At 68.1% G+C, this 13,237-nt stretch carries 12 protein-coding genes; 4 read left to right on the forward strand and 8 right to left on the reverse strand.

Going from position 1 to position 13,237, the window contains the following annotated elements:
• The first annotated feature begins 20 nt into the window (after window positions 1-20).
• From OG474_RS31285 to OG474_RS31295, 3 genes are all read left to right on the forward strand, one after another.
• Window positions 21-770, forward strand: a complete 750-nt coding sequence (locus OG474_RS31285; RefSeq protein ID WP_405057194.1) for a hypothetical protein — start codon at window positions 21-23, stop codon at window positions 768-770.
• 54 nt (window positions 771-824) lie between these two features.
• Window positions 825-1,268, forward strand: a complete 444-nt coding sequence (locus OG474_RS31290) for a carboxymuconolactone decarboxylase family protein (protein WP_405057195.1) — start codon at window positions 825-827, stop codon at window positions 1,266-1,268.
• A gap of 366 nt (window positions 1,269-1,634) precedes the next feature.
• Window positions 1,635-3,566, forward strand: coding sequence for a TIGR03960 family B12-binding radical SAM protein (locus tag OG474_RS31295; RefSeq protein WP_405057196.1), 1,932 nt, complete (start codon window positions 1,635-1,637; stop codon window positions 3,564-3,566).
• Window positions 3,567-4,203: 637 nt separating this feature from the next.
• Here the strand turns inward: OG474_RS31295 and OG474_RS31300 are convergent.
• From OG474_RS31300 to OG474_RS31330, 7 genes are all read right to left on the reverse strand, one after another.
• The gene (locus OG474_RS31300; RefSeq protein WP_405057197.1) at window positions 4,204-5,094 is read right to left on the reverse strand and encodes a hypothetical protein; all 891 of its coding nucleotides are present in this window, start codon (window positions 5,092-5,094) and stop codon (window positions 4,204-4,206) included.
• The gene (locus tag OG474_RS31305; protein ID WP_405057198.1) at window positions 5,091-7,574 is read right to left on the reverse strand and encodes an Hsp70 family protein; all 2,484 of its coding nucleotides are present in this window, start codon (window positions 7,572-7,574) and stop codon (window positions 5,091-5,093) included. Before OG474_RS31305 ends, OG474_RS31300 begins: the two co-directional genes overlap by 4 nt.
• The gene (locus OG474_RS31310; RefSeq protein WP_405057199.1) at window positions 7,567-8,196 is read right to left on the reverse strand and encodes a hypothetical protein; all 630 of its coding nucleotides are present in this window, start codon (window positions 8,194-8,196) and stop codon (window positions 7,567-7,569) included. Before OG474_RS31310 ends, OG474_RS31305 begins: the two co-directional genes overlap by 8 nt.
• The gene (locus tag OG474_RS31315; protein WP_405057200.1) at window positions 8,193-9,221 is read right to left on the reverse strand and encodes a serine/threonine-protein kinase; all 1,029 of its coding nucleotides are present in this window, start codon (window positions 9,219-9,221) and stop codon (window positions 8,193-8,195) included. The genes OG474_RS31310 and OG474_RS31315 overlap by 4 nt, the downstream gene beginning before the upstream one ends.
• On the reverse strand, window positions 9,218-10,357 hold the full coding sequence (locus tag OG474_RS31320) for a hypothetical protein (protein ID WP_405057201.1): 1,140 nt from the start codon (window positions 10,355-10,357) through the stop codon (window positions 9,218-9,220). The genes OG474_RS31315 and OG474_RS31320 overlap by 4 nt, the downstream gene beginning before the upstream one ends.
• A gap of 95 nt (window positions 10,358-10,452) precedes the next feature.
• Window positions 10,453-10,830, reverse strand: coding sequence for a hypothetical protein (locus OG474_RS31325; protein ID WP_405057202.1), 378 nt, complete (start codon window positions 10,828-10,830; stop codon window positions 10,453-10,455).
• 174 nt (window positions 10,831-11,004) lie between these two features.
• Window positions 11,005-11,724 (reverse strand): tyrosine-protein phosphatase, encoded by a 720-nt coding sequence (locus tag OG474_RS31330; RefSeq protein ID WP_405057203.1) that lies wholly within the window; start codon window positions 11,722-11,724, stop codon window positions 11,005-11,007.
• Here OG474_RS31330 and OG474_RS31335 point away from each other — a divergent pair.
• Window positions 11,723-12,265, forward strand: a complete 543-nt coding sequence (locus OG474_RS31335) for a hypothetical protein (protein WP_405057204.1) — start codon at window positions 11,723-11,725, stop codon at window positions 12,263-12,265. The two genes, OG474_RS31330 and OG474_RS31335, sit on opposite strands and share 2 nt — an antisense overlap.
• Here the strand turns inward: OG474_RS31335 and OG474_RS31340 are convergent.
• Window positions 12,262-13,236 (reverse strand): GNAT family N-acetyltransferase, encoded by a 975-nt coding sequence (locus OG474_RS31340; RefSeq protein ID WP_405057205.1) that lies wholly within the window; start codon window positions 13,234-13,236, stop codon window positions 12,262-12,264. The two genes, OG474_RS31335 and OG474_RS31340, sit on opposite strands and share 4 nt — an antisense overlap.
• Between the last annotated feature and the right edge of the window lies 1 nt (window position 13,237).

Here is a 13,237-nt window from a genome sequence, read left to right on the forward strand (position 1 = left end):
CTCCGCCACCGAGGAATTCCATGACCAGGTTCGTGTCGTCCTCCCTTGCTCTCGCCGCTGCCCTCGTCTTCACGCTGACCGCGTGCGGTGGGGGCGACGACAAGGCTTCCGCCCCGCAGACTCCGGCTCCTTCGACTCCGAGTTCGACACCGCCCGAGGCGGTCACGGCGACCGCCGACCCGTCGACAGGGCTGGTCGTGCGGACCGAGGCGGACCTGACCAAGGCGCTGCTCGAGCTGTCCGATCTGCCGGCCGGGTTCACCCGCGAGCAGGACGAGGCGGACGACGGCTCGAAGCCGTTCAGCTCGACGAGCAGCCGCTGCAAGACCCTGGTCAAGTATCTGAACGCCACCGAGGCGCCGGGCTCGCAGGCGACCGTGAGCCGCTCGTTCTCCGGTGGTCAGGAAGGTCCGTACATCGACTTCAGCTTCGACTCGCTGGGATCGGTGGAGAAGGTCGGCAGCCTGCGCGAGAAGTACGCCGACGCCGTCACGGCCTGCCCGAAGGTCACCATGCGCGCCGAGGGTGAAGGCAGCACGACGATGCAGGTCGACGAGCTCACCGCTCCGGCGTACGGGACCAAGCCTTATGCCTTCCGGCTGATGGGTGTCAGCGGGCCGAAGCGCGGGCTCGAGTTCACCGCACTCATCACCGGAGTGAACGACGTGATGCTGTCGGTCAGTGTGCTGGCCGGTGACGAGTCCGTGCTGGCGGCCGCGGCCGAGGCCGGCGCCACCAAGGCGCAGGCGGTGCTCAAACCCGCCACGTGATCGAGGTCACCGGGGTCGCTGTCACGTCGGGCGAGGCCGTCTTGTCGAGTGGGTATGGAACAACGCAGCGACATGATGAAGGCCATGCCGGCGGGTGTGAAGGCCCTGTACGGCGTCGAGAACTACGTCCAGGGCGTTCTGGACCACAAGGTGCTGCACCTGATCAAGGTGCGCGCCTCGCTGATCAACGGCTGTGGTTTCTGCATCGACATGCACACCAAGGACGCCCTCAAGGAAGGCGAGACCACCCAGCGCCTCTTCGGTCTGGCGGCCTGGCGTGAGGTCTCCTTCTACGACGAGACCGAGCGCGCGGCCCTCGCCCTGACCGATGCCGTCACCAAGCTGGGCGAGCACGGCGTCCCCGACGACGTATGGAACGACGCGGCCAAGCACTTCGGCGACGACGGCGCCGTGAATGTCGTCCTCGCGATCGCCACCATCAACCTCTGGAACCGCCTCGCGATCACCACCCGCGCCCAGCCGCCGGTCACAGTCTGAGTCACTGACCTCCTTTGAGTAGTAATACGGTCGACTTCTACCGGTATGGACCGGTACTCTGCGGGTAGCGGTCGACGAAGGGGAGCAGTGTGCGGTGTAGCGAACGCCCGGAGTGTCACCCGGTCCAGATCGGGGCACATCGCGTCGTGCTGCGCCACCCCTTCACCTCACCGGAGACCAGCGCGCTCTGGGACCGCCCCTCAGTGCACCTGCCGGCAGACGCCCCGGAGGCCGACCAGCCTCGGGGGCTGATCGCCGCCTGCGCCTGGTAGCCCACGAATGACGAGCCTCCGTGCGGTCGATTCAGGTGTGGAGCGTGCTCGGGGCTAACCTGGTAGGTGATCTGCTGCCGACCGGGAAGTTCTGATGACTGTCGAATCGCTGTTCCCGCGCCTGGAGGCGCTGCTGCCGAGTGTGCAGAAGCCGATCCAGTACGTCGGAGGTGAGCTCAACTCGGTCAGCAAGGACTGGGACTCGGTGAGCGTGCGCTGGGCACTGATGTATCCGGACGCCTATGAGGTCGCACTGCCGAACCAGGGCGTTCAGATCTTGTACGAGGTGCTGAACGAGCGTGAGCACCTGCTCGCCGAGCGGACGTATTCGGTCTGGCCGGACATGGAAGCGGTGATGCGGGAGCACAAGATCCCGCAGTTCACGCTGGACAGCCACCGGCCGGTGCGGGCGTTCGACGTGTTCGGGCTGTCGTTCTCGACCGAGCTCGGCTACACGAACATGCTGACCGCGCTCGACCTGGCCGGCATCCCCCTGTACGCCGTGGATCGGACCGACGAGGACCCGCTGGTGATCGCGGGTGGGCACGCTGCGTTCAACCCGGAGCCGATCGCGGACTTCCTGGACGCGGCGGTGCTCGGTGACGGTGAGGAGATCGTGCTCAAGATCTCCGACGTCATCAAGGAGTGGAAGGACGAGGGCAGCCCGGGCGGCCGCGACGAGGTGCTGATGCGGCTCGCGCAGTCCGGTGGCGTCTACGTGCCCAAGTTCTTCACGGTCGAGTATCTGGCCGACGGCCGGATCCAGCGCGTCGTACCGAACCGCTCCGGCGTGCCGTTCCGCACCGCGAAGCACACGGTGATGGATCTGGACGCCTGGCCGTATCCGAAGAAGCCGCTGGTGCCGCTGGCCGAGACCGTGCACGAGCGGTTCTCGGTGGAGATCTTCCGCGGCTGCACGCGCGGTTGCCGGTTCTGCCAGGCCGGGATGATCACCCGCCCGGTGCGGGAGCGCAGCATCACCACGATCGGCGCGATGATCGACAACGGCCTGAAGAAGACCGGTTTCGAGGAGGTCGGCCTGCTCAGCCTGTCGTCGGCCGACCACAGCGAGATCGCGGAGGTCGCCAAGGACCTCGGCGACCGGTACGAGGGCAGCAACGTCTCGCTGTCGTTGCCTTCGACAAGGGTCGACGCGTTCAACATCACGCTGGCCAACGAGTTCTCCCGCAACGGCCGGCGCAGCGGTCTGACGTTCGCACCCGAGGGCGGGTCGGACCGGATGCGCAAGGTGATCAACAAGATGGTCACCGAGGAGGACCTGATCCGGACGGTCGCGGCGGCGTACAGCCACGGCTGGCGGCAGGTGAAGCTGTACTTCATGTGCGGCCTGCCGACCGAGACCGACGAGGACGTGCTGGCGATCGCCGACCTGGCGAAGAAGGTGATCGCGACCGGTCGCGAGGTCTCCGGCCGCAACGACGTCCGCTGCACGGTGTCGATCGGCGGATTCGTTCCGAAGCCGCACACGCCGTTCCAGTGGGCGGCGCAGCTCGGCGTCGAGGAGACCGACGCGCGGCTGGCGAAGCTGAACGCGGCGATCCGTTCCGACAAGAAGTACGCGAAGGCGATCGGCTACCGGTACCACGACGGCAAGCCCGGCATCATCGAAGGCCTGCTGTCCCGCGGCGACCGGCGGGTCGGCCGGATCATCGAGGCGGTCTGGCGTGACGGCGGGCGGTTCGACGGCTGGAGCGAGCACTTCTCCTACGAGCGGTGGATCGACTGCGCCGACAAGGCGCTCGCCGACGAGCCGGTGGACCTGGCCTGGTACACGACGCGCGAGCGTGAGTACGCCGAGGTCCTGCCCTGGGATCACCTCGATTCGGGCCTGGACCGCGACTGGCTCTGGGAGGACTGGCAGGACTCGCTCGAGGAGGACGGCGGCCTCGAGGTCGAGGACTGCCGCTGGACCCCGTGCTTCGACTGTGGCGTCTGCCCGCAGATGAACACGGAGATCCAGATCGGCCCGACCGGGAAGAGACTGCTACCGCTCTCGGTCGTCTAGACCCCCACCTACGCGCTCCCCACCACCCCGTGGTCAGCCCGCCAAATGGCGATCCGCCCCGAGCCAGCGGGTTGTCGGGCCCGTCAATCAGCCCCGCCCCCGCGTTAACGTCCGAACGATCGGAGGGCCCGCCCTCCGGTTCTTCGGACGTTGCGTACGTGATGACGCTGTGGGGTAATTTTTCGGCGCTCGCCGTACCCGAAGGTTCAGTGGCCGCCGGAGGCGGGCGAAGCCGCCTTTGTGGTAACAAATCTGCGCCCAACGGCAAGGAGGTTCCACAAAGGGAGCGGATCCACGCTCTGTCGGCGACTCCGGGTTCAGCGACCTGCAGACACCGCAGCTAACGTCCGAAAGCACGCCGACCATGTACTGCGATCGTTCGGACGTTAGGCGGGCGAACTCGTGTTTGACCCCGGCACCGTTAACTAACCGGCCTTGGGACTGACCCATCAACTGCGATGGTTCGGGACTGGGCGAGGTGTGGCGGGACTGCGGCCGGTACGGCGGGGTTTCGTGCACGGTGGGCTCAGTCGCGCCCGGCCGCAACTCGGGGAGTGGACAGTCGGCGGAGGGCTTGAACAAGTTATTGCTTGTTCACGGCCACTGGCTCTTGTTGATGGCCCCGGGTTGTGGGCGGTCAGGCGGTTAGGAGGAGGCTTACGGTGCGGTTGCGGGGCTCGCCTGTGAACAGCGGCTGGGCTTGATCGCCTGAGGCGAGCACCAACCGCGTCAGCGGCAGGTGGCCCGCTGCAGCCAGTCGCTGGGCGGCGACCCGCGCCCGGGCGAGCGCCGTACCGGATCCACCGCTGGCTTCACCACCCGGTACGGCGACCGATTGGCCGACGACCGTGATTCCGGGGACCGCCTTGAGTTTCGGGGCCAGGCGGTCGAGCAGATCGGTACTGCCTGGGGCGAAGGTGGCTCCGGAGCTGAACAGGCCGCGGTCGAAGACCAACCGCACCGCACCGGGCTCCCGCCGTACGGTGACACCAGGCATGGCCACCGAGGCGGCGATCTTGTCGAGGGCGGCGGCCTTGGCCTTCTCGGCGGCGAGGCGTCGATTCAGCTCGTCCAACTGCTCGGTCGGCGTCACCGTGACCGTTTCCGGCGCCACAGAGGGCTGAGGCTGGGGCGTCGCCACGACTGCGGCAGGGCGATTCACTGCCGACGCGGTTCCCACCGCGATTCCACCCACCGCCAGTACGGCGATGGCTGCCGCAGCGAGCGGTCGGGCGACCGGCCGCTGGCGGGAGCGCCCGGCGAGCACCTTCTGCGCAAGCGCCCGGCCGGCTGAAGCCCCCACCTCCATCCCCGTCCCGGGATGGAGGTGGGGTGATCGGTCGGCCGACGCGGCCCAGGCGTCGTCGGCTTCCTGCCAGCGGCCGAGCTGAGCGAGCACGCGGGCTCGCAGGTCCGCTGCCTCAGCGGATTCCAGCCCCTCCAACAACTCCAGTGCCTCGGCCAACTCGCCGCGCCGAGCAGCGTGCGCTGCCTGGGACAGGGCGAGCTGGGTCGCGAGTGGGTTCATGAGCGGACCAGACCCACGACGGTGCTCTGCTCGGACTGGGGGAGGAGGCGGACGAGCTGCTGGCAGACGACCATCAGCTCGCGCTCGTCACCGCGGGCTGCGGCCGTCCGGCCCGCCGCGATCAGGCGACGCGCTTCGGCCGCGGGTCGCATCGACGAGGTGTCCAGCGCCAGCTGGTTGAAGAGCCGGATCACGAACCCGGGCTGCCGTCGTTCGAGCCCGATCAGGTACGACACAACCTGCTCGGTCTCCCGCTCGATCGACCGGATGTCCTTGCGGTCGATCGCATCCTGAGCCCTGGTTCGCAGATCGGCCAGCTCGGCGCGGTCACTCGCGCGGCCGACGTGCTCGGTCAACTCCTCGGCCTCGGAGAGCACCTCGCGCAGCTCACGCTCCTTGGCCGGTCGCGTCGCCGCCTCGTCGATGTCGTCCAGCTGCGCCTGCACCTCCCGCAACCGATCCTCGGCCGTGACCGCGGCTCCGGCATCCGCGGAGGCCGCGCGGACCTGCTCGCGTGCCGTCGCCAGCGTGCCCTCCTCCTGCAGCCGAGCCAGTCGCTGCTCGACCTCGGGGCTCGTCGACGCGTTCCGCTGCGCGTCCGCGATCCGCCGCTCGACCTCGGCCAGCTCATCGGCCAGCGCCCCGGCATCCGGCGTACGGATGTCGTCGAGGTCGATCTCCGCCTCGAACTGCGCCTGGATCAGCGGTACGTCGGCCACCACCGTGACCAGGTTCGATTCGTCGACCTCGAAGGTGACCTCGACCTCGGTCCCGGCGGGCAGGTCGATCCGGATGTCGACCGGCCGGATCTGCAGCATGCCGACCTGCCGGTTCCGGTCGGCCCGGGCCCGTTCGCCTTGCACCACAGGGATCCGGACCAGCGCCTCGGGGTCGGAGCGGTTGAACGCGTGCGACGTACGGAAGATCTCGCGGACCCGCGTCGGAACCGCCGTCCCCTTGCGGACGAGCGCGGAGAACTTCTGATCCGCCAGCGCGATCCCGAGCGAGTGCGTCAACCGCGCGCCGCCGAACTCGACATCGCGATGGGTGATCCCGAAGGTCCCACCGGCCAGCGGCAGCGGTGCGCCGTTCCCGTCGTACAGCTCGATGATGAACCGCGAGGTCCGGTGCTCGTCGAGCTCGACCTCGGTGGCGAAGGCGCCGACCCGGTTCACGGCGACGCGGCCGGTCCGGAACGGCGGCCGGCCTTCGGGGTTCGCGATCACAACGCTGTGTCCGGTCCAGTCGACGTCACCAGCCGGTCCGCTCAGTCGACCGGCCACTGTTGGCTGAGTGGTTGTCGCGCTTGGCTCGTAGGCGAGCTCGACGCCGTACTCGCCGACGGCGCGCACCACCGACTCCGAGGCCGGCCGGCGCATGGTTCCGGCGAAGATCGCCGCGCCGCGCGCCACGACAGTGGTCGGGTCGATCCGGGTGTCGAGCTCCATCTGCAGCCCGTGCACCGGGTCGCCGAGCATCTCGCGCAGCCCGGGCGCCAGTGTGGCTCCGCCAACCAGGAGGAGTCGATCGATCTTGTCGGCGCCGAGACCGCTGTCGGTCAACGCCTCGCGGCACAGGTTCACCGCGCGGGAGTAGTACGGCATCGCGACGCCGTCCAGCGCTTCCTTGGTCAGCGTGAACTCGAAGCTCTCCTCGGAACCGTCGATCACCAGCTCCAGGAGGAGTTCGGCGTGATCGCGACTGGACAGCTGGATCTTGGCCTGCTCGGCGGCCTGCTTGAGCCGGCCGAAGTTGCCGCGCCAGATCGGGTTGTCGCGACGGAAGTCCTTGAGGCCGAGATCGCGCGCGGCCGCAGGTGCCAGCAGTCGCTCGACGACCGCCCAGTCGATCAGCTTGCCGCCCAGGTACGGATCGCCCGCGTGATTGAGGACGCGCAGGTCGCCGTCCCGCTTGCTGACCACGGCCGCGTCGAACGTCCCGCCGCCGAAGTCGAAGACCATCCAGTACGCGCGTTCGTCCGCATCCTCGAAGCCGTACGCGAACGCGGCCGCCGTCGGCTCCTGCAGCAGCGGCACCGAACCCGTGAACCCGGCCAGCCGCGCGGCCTCCAGGGTCGCCTTGTTCTGGTTCAGCGCGAACGCGGCCGGGACCGTGATCACCACCGAGTCCGGGGCGCTACCGGCGTACCGGGCGGCGTCGGCGCGGAGCGTCTTGAGCACCTCGGCCGACAGTTGCGGCGCGCTCAGCGTCACCCCGGCCTTCCCGAACGTCCGGGTCGCGTCCGCGAGCCCCATCTCGAGCTTGAACTCGATCGCGACGTTCTCCGGATCCGTCTCGGCGCGGTGCCGCGCCCGGCGGCCGACCCAGACCGTGTCGGCCTTCGGTAGCCAGACCGCCGACGGCGTGATGTCGGACTGGTCGTCGTTGTTCTTCAGGATCCGTACGTCGTCGTCGCCGGCCACCGCCAGCGCGCTGTTCGTGGTCCCCAGGTCGATCCCGAAGTCGATCGTGTCACGCATATCCGTCGCCTACCTTTGTCGCCTCGTCGTCATTCGGTGCTGATTCGCCCGGTGCTGATTCGCTCAGTGCTGATTCGCCCGGTGCTGCTTCGCTCAGGGGCCGGGCGACGATCACTTCGCCGCGCTGGATCTGCTGGTCGTGGTAGTAGACCGACGGGCGCACGGTCTCGACGATCGTCTCCTCGGTCACGGCCGGATCGTCCTGGTAAACAAGGACATCGAGCGCCCGACCGGCGTTGAACGTCGTACCGTCGTGTTCCTGCACGACCAGTCCGGCCGATGCCAGGGCCTCGGCGCAGGCGCGCAGGTAGCGGCCGGTCTGCCGGTTCTCGGCCGAGCGCCCGGCCTGCGTCAGCTTCCGCTGCGCCCGCCACAGACTCGTCGCCGCTTCAGCCAGCGCCTTGGTGTCCTCTTCCGGAGCTGCCTGCACTGATGAAGCTGCCTGCGCTGATGGAGCTGACGGAGCGTCTGGAGCTGGTGGTGCAGGCGGTGGCAGGCGGTCGAGCAGAGTGACCAGCTCGGCCAGCTCCCGGCACTGCTCCTCGCTGAACGTCGGCTCCGCGATCCGGATCTCGCGATGCTGCCGCCACTGCCGGAACCAGGCTCTTGTCTGCCCGCTCACCAGATGACTCCTCTCCGCCACCGTGCCACGTCCAGCCAGTACTGCAAGCGCAGATCCGGTGACAGCACGAACGCCTCTTCCATCAATGCCACTGCGCGCTCCAGCGACCCCACCTCGGTCGCCAGCGCCACGGCCTCGTCAGCCAGCTCCTGTGCGCGTTCGGACGGCGTCTTCGTCGTACGGCGCCACTCCGCGAGCTGCTCGGCCAGCACGACTGCGGACTCGGTCCGATCGCGGGGGACAGGCGCGAGTGCTGCCAGCACGATGCGGTCCAGCACCTCGTCGATCCGCGGATCGAAGGCACTCGGGGGATGCGGGCGACGCTCGTACCGGGTCTTCGACCACGCGGTGATGTCCGTGCCGTCGTCGTACGGGAGCAGTCCGGTCAGCAGCAGGTAGCCGATCACTCCGATCGACCAGACGTCCGATGCGGTCGAGTAGCCGAAGTCCCGCAGTACCTCAGGAGCCATGAAGACGTAGGTGCCCTGCGCGCTCGCCAGCATGGTGATCGGGTTGGCGCTCTTCGCCAGCCCGAAGTCGGAGATCCGGATCCGGAGCCGCTGACCGTCGTAGCCGTACATGACGTTCGCCAGTGTCAGATCGCGATGCAGGATCGGCGGCGTCCGTTCGTGAGCCGCGGCCAGCCCGGAGGCGAGCTGCTCGATCACCTGTACGGCGAGCTCGACCGGTAGCGCCGGGCGGTAGCCATCGGCCAGCTGCTGCAGAGTGCCACCCGAGACGTACTCCATGGTGAAGTACCCGCGCTGGCCCTCGCTGGTCGGTACGACGCCGGCATCGAAGAGGCGAACGATGTTGGGGTGACCGAGTGTCGACAGCAGCCGCGCCTCTTCCAGCAACTCGTCGGTGCCTTCGATCGACGTCACCTCGCGGAACACCTTCATCGCCTGCAGCCCGAGATGCTCGTGCCGCACCCGGTAGACCTCACCGAACGCACCTGACCCGAGTCGCCGGTCCACCACCAGCGCTTCTCCGACCCGGTCGCCCGGATCCAGCAGGGCCGTCATGAGAGGACCTTGATCAGCACGTAGATCACTACGGCGAGAATCACCAGCCCGAAGATCAGGCAGCCGCAGCCCTCGGCGTCGGCATTCGCCTTCTGCTGCGCCGCCGGGCGATCCTTGGCCAGGTCCATCAGGGTGTAGACCTGCGCCGTCTCAGCGAGCTTCGCCTGCATCTCCGCACCGGCGGCGTAGCCCTCGGCCTGCCGCAGCCACGGGCCGACCCGTGGGTCCGTCCCGATGTGGTTGACGATCTCGACCGCACCGTTGTGATAGACGAGCGCGATGTCGTCGCGCAGTGTCAGCGTCCGCTGGAAAGCCACTGAGGGCAGCAGGACCTGCAACCGCCGGTAGCTGGGCAGCACACTGCGCTCCAGCTCGGCGATGACGCCGTCTACCTCGTCGGGAGAGTTCTGCTGTCGCCGGAGCAGCTGTACGACGGCGTCTTCGGTCCGCTCGTACTGCGGACGCAAGGTGTCCAGCACCCACTGCTCGGTCTGGGTGCCGGGGATCTGCCACTGCTGCAGCATCCGCGCTGTGCGGTCGGTGTAGTCGCCAGAGGCCGCCAGGTCGAGCAGGGGACCGGTCAGGGCCCTGGGCAGCTCACTGCGGATCTGGTCGACCGCACTGGCGGCCAGCTGCCAGTCATCGAGGGCGAGGACCCGGTTGCGCAGGTGCTGCCAGAACTGTGGGTCCTGTAGCGCAGCAGTCCACCGCTCGGCGGCCCGCTCCCAGGACGCACGGACCGGGGGCTGCGGCGACGTGGGTGGTGGCGGTGCGGTGATGAGCAGTTCGATCGCACTGGCGTGTGCGTAGACCGCCTCGTCATGTGCTTGGTGGACTGGGGTGTCACAGCCGCACTCGCCGTCCGGACGGCCCCACTCGCCGAAGACCTCGTCGACGAGCCGTCGGCGCGGATCACCGAGCAGGCGGTCGAACGCGAGCCGCAGTTCGTCCGGATCGGTGGATCCAGTTGTCTCCAGATCGGCACCGGCCTCGAGTACGGCGATCACGTGCTGCTGGCGGCGTCGCGTCGTACGGCGGTCCACACTGGTGTTCAGGTTCGTGACGTGGAAAGCGTTGCGCTGATAGAGATCGCGGTTGGCGATCTCCCGCAACGCGGTCACGACGGCATTGGTCACGCCACGATGGTCGCGGCCGGACACCGCCCGTGGTGCTGGTTGACCTCAAGAGGACACGGGGCCCGCGGGACAACGGGCCCCGTGTCAACTACCCGTCAGCTGCAGGCGAACAGGACGTCCGGAGTGGTCTCGACCTGGTCCTGCCAGTAGGCGACGCCCTTCCACCAACCGCAGTCGGTACCAGGACCGAACCAGGCCCCACCGCCGGAGTACGCGTACGTCTCGTCGAACTTGGTGAAGGGGCCGGTCTTGCTGTCCGCGCGCCACAGCTCGACCCGGACCTCCATCACGCTGGTCGAGCAGCCGTCCAGCGAGACAGCGACGTACAACATCTCGGCGCTCGTGTAGACGCCCCGCGAGATGTAGAGATCGCAGGCCTGTGTGCCGGCCGTGCTCGCCTGTGCCTGTACCGGTGCCACCAGACCCACCGCAGCCGCCGCCGCGGCGACTGCCATGACCAGAAGTTTCCTCATCCCCAGTCCCTTCGGTTATCAATTAACAGAAGAGCAGCAGATTAGGTCACTGGATTACCGGCGTCGAGCCTTTCGATACGGTTGATAAGACCAGTTCGCCGAGCGGCAGATCGGCGGTACTACCCAGCTCCCACGCGGCCTGCTAGCTCTCGACCATGGTCGACTCGGCGTCCATCAACAGTCGAAGTCGGACGCCACCGCCTGTGCGTCGACCGGCAGCAGGCGACTGGCCAGTCTGTGGAGCTGCGCTTCGGTGAGACCGAGTCCGGTCAGGTAGGTGCGGATTCCGCCGAGCTGACCGTCGACATGCTCGAGCGAACCGAGGATCGTCTCCGGTCGGGTCCGCGAGACATCCGGCCCGTCCTGCAGGCCGAGGTTGACCTCACTGATCGCATAGTCCGCGGCGATCGCGTCGCGGGGGACTCCGACGAGCTCAAGCAGCAATGCGACCGCCAGCCCGGTGCGGTCCTTGCCAGCGCGGCAGTGCACGATCACCGGTCGATCCGATGGGGCATCCGCGATCGCCTGGAAGATGCGGCTGATGTTGGCCGCGTTCCGGCTCAGGCTGTTCCGGTAGACGTCCACCAGGTTCGGCTCAGCGGCCGGATCGCGCAGTGCCTCGGCGGCCGGGTCGATCCACGGGATCCGCCGGTACGACGGATCGTCCGCGAACGGATGCGGTTCCTTCAGCTCCCAGTCGGACCGCAGATCGAGGATCAACCCGGCGTCAACGGCCACGAACTCCGTGTGCCCAGGCGAGTCCAGCAGCTCGGGGCTGTCGGTCCGGAACAGCGCGCCGGCGGCGGTCGGAACGCCGTACCGGGTCGGGAATCCACCGAGGTCACGAGCGTTCAGGCAGCGGCTCCACACACCCGCAGCATACGGTTGAGGCATGCGCCGAGAGTTGTCCCTCCCGTTCGAGACCCGCGGGCACCGTGGGCTGATCTCGGTGCGCGTCGTACCGAACGACGATCCGTGGGCCTCCGGGCATCAACTCGTCGTCCCCGACCTGGACGCCGAGGCCTTCCGCGGCTTCCCGATCTGTACGGCGGGCCTGCGCTATCACGGCCAGGGCATCGAGGCGATCATGGGCTGGATCCAGGTGATCACCCGTGGTGACGACGTCACGATCGACCTCGTCCCGAACCTGTCGCCTGTCGACCCCTTCTACACCTACGGCTACCTACCGACCTTCTTCGACGCCCCCGCCAACCCCGATCACCCCGACGGAACCTGGCGAGCCTCGACCTTCCTCGTCGTCGTACCCGACGTCATCCGCTCCCACGTCGTAGAGCCCCTCGCCGCCTTCTCCTGGGGCTACAACCTCCACGCCGGCCGCCCCGACCTACTCGACGTCACCCCACTACCAGCCCGAGACTGGTCCGGCCACCAGCCCTTGCTGCAAGCCACCCACCCAACCTGGACCTTCGCTTAGACGTTGAGCTCCCAGGCCGTTCGCTGGGCGATCGGACGGAAGCCGAGTTTGTTGTTGACGGCAATCATCGGGGTGTTCTCGGGGGCGTTCCAGGTGTGCAGGACTGCAGGGCGCCCGATGCCGGTCTGCAGGGCTTGGAGGTTGGGTGCCTTCACGGCGAGGCCGAGGCCGTGCCCGCGGTGGGAGCGCCGGACGTAGGTGTCGTACTGAAGCAGTCGGTCGGGCGTCTCCGGGGTGCCGCCCATTTGTGTGTACGCCGCGAGTTCGCCGCTCGCGGTGTGGACGGCAGCCGTGACGTAGGTGAAGCGTCCTTGAGCTAGTCGCCGCGCTTCGGCGTCGCGAATCAGCGCCGGCGTCCAGGTCACGGTGTCCGTGGTGCGTTCACCGGCCGGCACGTCCGCATCCATTCCGGTCTGGAGATCGGCGAACTGCTCGATCCACTCATCCGGTGCGTGCTCCCGCCACTGCACAATCTCGTACCCAGTAACGGGTTTCGGCGCGATCGGGATCGGGAGTTCGAGGACCTGGTGCAACTCCGCGTGCTTGCGGACAAACCCGCGGGCGGCCGCGAACGCCGTACCGGCGCTCTCTCCGGTCACCGGATCCCCGGCCAGATCGCTGCCGACCAGCACCCGTCGGGAGTCACCCCGGGCCCGCTCGACCGCAACCTCCAGCAACCGCGAGGCCACCCCGCGTCGTCGCCACTCCGGTACGACGGCGATCTCTACATCGACCGTGTCCCTCGTCCCCAGCAGCCACCAGTCGAACCAGGCCACCCCGACCCAGACGCCGTCCTCAACCAGCCCGACCCCATCGGCGCGGAACTCTGCATGCGTCCCGGTCACCGCTGCCCGGGCTTCCTCAAGCCCGTTGCAGACTGGGAATTTCAGCTCCATCCGAGCGTCGTACTTGACCTTGTAGAACTGATCGAACGCCGCAGCGTCCTGCCCGTCCACCAGCACGATGTCCATG

The organism is Kribbella sp. NBC_01505 (assembly GCF_045040285.1).
Taxonomy (GTDB): Bacteria; Actinomycetota; Actinomycetes; order Propionibacteriales; family Kribbellaceae; genus Kribbella.

What these genes read in the sequence shown, in the direction of transcription:
- OG474_RS31305 (WP_405057198.1), bottom strand. Translation starts at nt 7,574, where the DNA reads ATGCGTGACACGATCGACTTCGGGATCGACCTGGGGACCACGAACAGC.
- OG474_RS31315 (WP_405057200.1), bottom strand. Translation starts at nt 9,221, where the DNA reads ATGACGGCCCTGCTGGATCCGGGCGACCGGGTCGGAGAAGCGCTGGTG.
- OG474_RS31325 (WP_405057202.1), bottom strand. Translation starts at nt 10,830, where the DNA reads ATGAGGAAACTTCTGGTCATGGCAGTCGCCGCGGCGGCGGCTGCGGTG.
- OG474_RS31285 (WP_405057194.1), top strand. Translation starts at nt 21, where the DNA reads ATGACCAGGTTCGTGTCGTCCTCCCTTGCTCTCGCCGCTGCCCTCGTC.
- OG474_RS31330 (WP_405057203.1), bottom strand. Translation starts at nt 11,724, where the DNA reads ATGCCTCAACCGTATGCTGCGGGTGTGTGGAGCCGCTGCCTGAACGCT.
- OG474_RS31335 (WP_405057204.1), top strand. Translation starts at nt 11,723, where the DNA reads ATGCGCCGAGAGTTGTCCCTCCCGTTCGAGACCCGCGGGCACCGTGGG.
- OG474_RS31300 (WP_405057197.1), bottom strand. Translation starts at nt 5,094, where the DNA reads ATGAACCCACTCGCGACCCAGCTCGCCCTGTCCCAGGCAGCGCACGCT.
- OG474_RS31295 (WP_405057196.1), top strand. Translation starts at nt 1,635, where the DNA reads ATGACTGTCGAATCGCTGTTCCCGCGCCTGGAGGCGCTGCTGCCGAGT.
- OG474_RS31290 (WP_405057195.1), top strand. Translation starts at nt 825, where the DNA reads ATGGAACAACGCAGCGACATGATGAAGGCCATGCCGGCGGGTGTGAAG.
- OG474_RS31340 (WP_405057205.1), bottom strand. Translation starts at nt 13,236, where the DNA reads ATGGACATCGTGCTGGTGGACGGGCAGGACGCTGCGGCGTTCGATCAG.